At 31.6% G+C, this 2601-nt stretch carries 1 protein-coding gene and 1 pseudogene; both read right to left on the minus strand.

The features are described 5' to 3' along the window. Nucleotides 1–230: 230 nt before the first annotated feature. Nucleotides 231–1679, minus strand: coding sequence for a J domain-containing protein (locus CVD19_RS25220; protein ID WP_219620120.1), 1449 nt, complete (start codon nucleotides 1677–1679; stop codon nucleotides 231–233). Nucleotides 1680–2049: 370 nt separating this feature from the next. Next, nucleotides 2050–2481, minus strand: a pseudogene (locus CVD19_RS23815) (type I restriction endonuclease subunit R); the annotation flags it as partial. Nucleotides 2482–2601: the final 120 nt, after the last annotated feature.

Genomic DNA, 2601 nt, shown 5'->3' on the forward strand with positions numbered 1-2601 from the left:
TTCCCCATCAGGTGCAGACGAATCGCCTGGTAACGTTCATACATACGACGGGTTTTTTCGCCTTTAAGTCTATTTTCAACCTCTTGTAATTCGTCAATATTGGATTTCATGACATTTCACCGCCCATTCAGGATAAGTCTCTATTTCGACGGGTGATATGCAAAAATCCTTCTGAATTACGAAGAAAAACTTAAGGTCAATCTATATAGTATATTCAAAATTAACATCTCTTAAGAATGCACATATTCATTAAAGATTGAATCTAATGCTTCATATGCTATGTTTATTTCGGACATTTTCTCTGAGTCTCCATTAGCTAAATCAGGGTGATATTTTTTTGCTAATTTTTTATATTGTCTCTTTACAATTGTAAAATTACGAACATTAGCATCTAATTCTAAAATTCTTAAATAATAAACAATCTTGTCTTCATTTTCAAAACCAAAATTACTATTTCCAAATTGATTTTGTTCTTTTTTACCTTTTAATCTATCTAAATCTATAAAAATTTGTTGCACCTTATAAAACACTTCTTCGAAAAACCCAGCCATTTGCGAATCTATAAGGTAATAATCATCTACAACGAAAGAATATTCATCTGCGTCTCTAATGAAACCTCTATTGATTGCACCATTAAACACATCTATGCTAATTAAAATTTCGAACAGTGCTTCTTTCAAAGTATGTAGATCTAACGAAAACTTATCTAACTCTTCAAGAAGATTATAAATAGTGTGAGGCAAACTATATTGCTCAGTGCTCCGTTGTATAGGAATTATTTGATTATTGACTGTAATACTTTTTACCTTAATTGTCCGATCTGCAAGTTGTTCTAACTTAATTATGACATCTATTGTCTCTTTAATGATAAGTGTGCCTGCTCCAAAGCCAGTAAAATTAAACTTTTTTGTATACATATAGATCGGACCTTTTATCATTATTCCTAGTTCTGGCACGAGTAATTCTTCTCTATTAAAACGTAAATCATATTTATATTTTTTTTCAGTACTTTGTGACACACACTCTTCAATATAATCTTCATAAGTAAAAAAGTGTTCCGTGTGCTTCTCTAATAGCTTAGCTCGCTTTTTTTCAAGACTAGACTTAGTAACCCCTCCTTCAATAAAGTAGCCATTTTGCTTATTAGAAAATACAAGTCCCTCCGGACCAATTTTATCAAATATAGCCCAATGTAATAGCAACTGTCCTAGAGTATGTACTAAGTTGGGGTCATCTAGTCTATTCAATATATTAAAAATTTCTTTATACTCTCTGAAAATATGTATACTGCCCTTCTTCTTTTTTATTTCAAAATTATCAAGTTCAAACCCAGTCATTCCTACAAGCAATTCTCCTAGAAATTTATAAGGCCCTATGTAGATAGTAGCTTTATGACAGTCACTAGTGATGATAATTTTTTTAGTTTCCTGCACTCCAACACAGAACTCATGAAAATTGTTGATTCCAAATAACTTTGGATAAACCCTTAGAGGACCTTTTACCACCACATTGCTTCCTTTTAATAATTCTTTGCCTTCAATAAAATCCTCGTATTGAGCATTTTCTTTTAACATAAGTTTACTATCTATGTTATTATTTTTTATAGCTAAAATCTCTTGTAACATAAATACAAATGTAATTAAAATTAAGACAACGATAACAAAAGCTAGTATTTCCATTTCACTTTCTTCCTTCCGTTCTTAGGAAAAGATATCTAATTTCCTATTTAGTCAACCTATTACAATTTTACTATAAAACCCCGTTATGTTGAAATCTCAAACAAAAATTGTTTAAAGTTGAAGAAGCGTATCTTTTTGTTGTTGATACGCTTTCTAATATTTTATTATCCCTCTTATACACCCATTCCTGTTGATTTTTTATAATCACTACTAATAAGAATTAAGCTAAATAATACCTCTAAATTACCGTGTCATCTTCTAAGCAAAGTAAATAGCTCTAATATTCCAGCTGCGTAATCATAATAAAATGTTTATAAAAATTCTGGGACTCCGACTCCTTTGAAAGAAAAACATTAATTTCAAAACGATTTTATCTCGACTCTTCATTCAAAGGTACAATTACTTCATCTAATATCTTTCTCCACTGGCGCTTCATTTCTGGTCCATATTTCAACGGTTTTGCATCTGGATGTACGGTCTTATACTTATCAAATTGCTTGCTATTGATAATTCCCCCAATATTCGGAATAGTTTCTGTTCCTTCATATTGAATCGCGGATAACTGCAGCTCTCCTTTGTTCACAAATCAAACATTCGCAAATTCTTCAATCGTTTTATTATAGGATTCAGTGAAGAAGCGTCGTTTGACTATAAGAATATCTTCCTCTGAATCTTTTTCTTTGGTATCAATAGCGTTTAAAATCGCACGGTAAACTTCTTTAACAATTTCTGATTTTTGCAGTTTTTGAAGTGCTCCGTCACGGATATTCTGATTATTGGCTGAGTACGTTCCTAATAGTCGGTGAGCAGACTGAAATCTGTCCTGCTATATTGATTTCCCAAAGCAACAATTGTGTTACTATATAGATTGAACTTAAGTTTTTCTTCGTAATTCAGAAGGATTTTTGCATATCACCCGTCG

The organism is Bacillus sp. T33-2 (assembly GCF_002860205.1).
In the GTDB taxonomy this organism is placed as follows: domain Bacteria; phylum Bacillota; class Bacilli; order Bacillales; family Cytobacillaceae; genus T33-2.

Bases quoted from the DNA above. Each gene is read 5' to 3' on its own strand.
- CVD19_RS25220 (WP_219620120.1), bottom strand. From the start codon at position 1,679: ATGGAAATACTAGCTTTTGTTATCGTTGTCTTAATTTTAATTACATTT.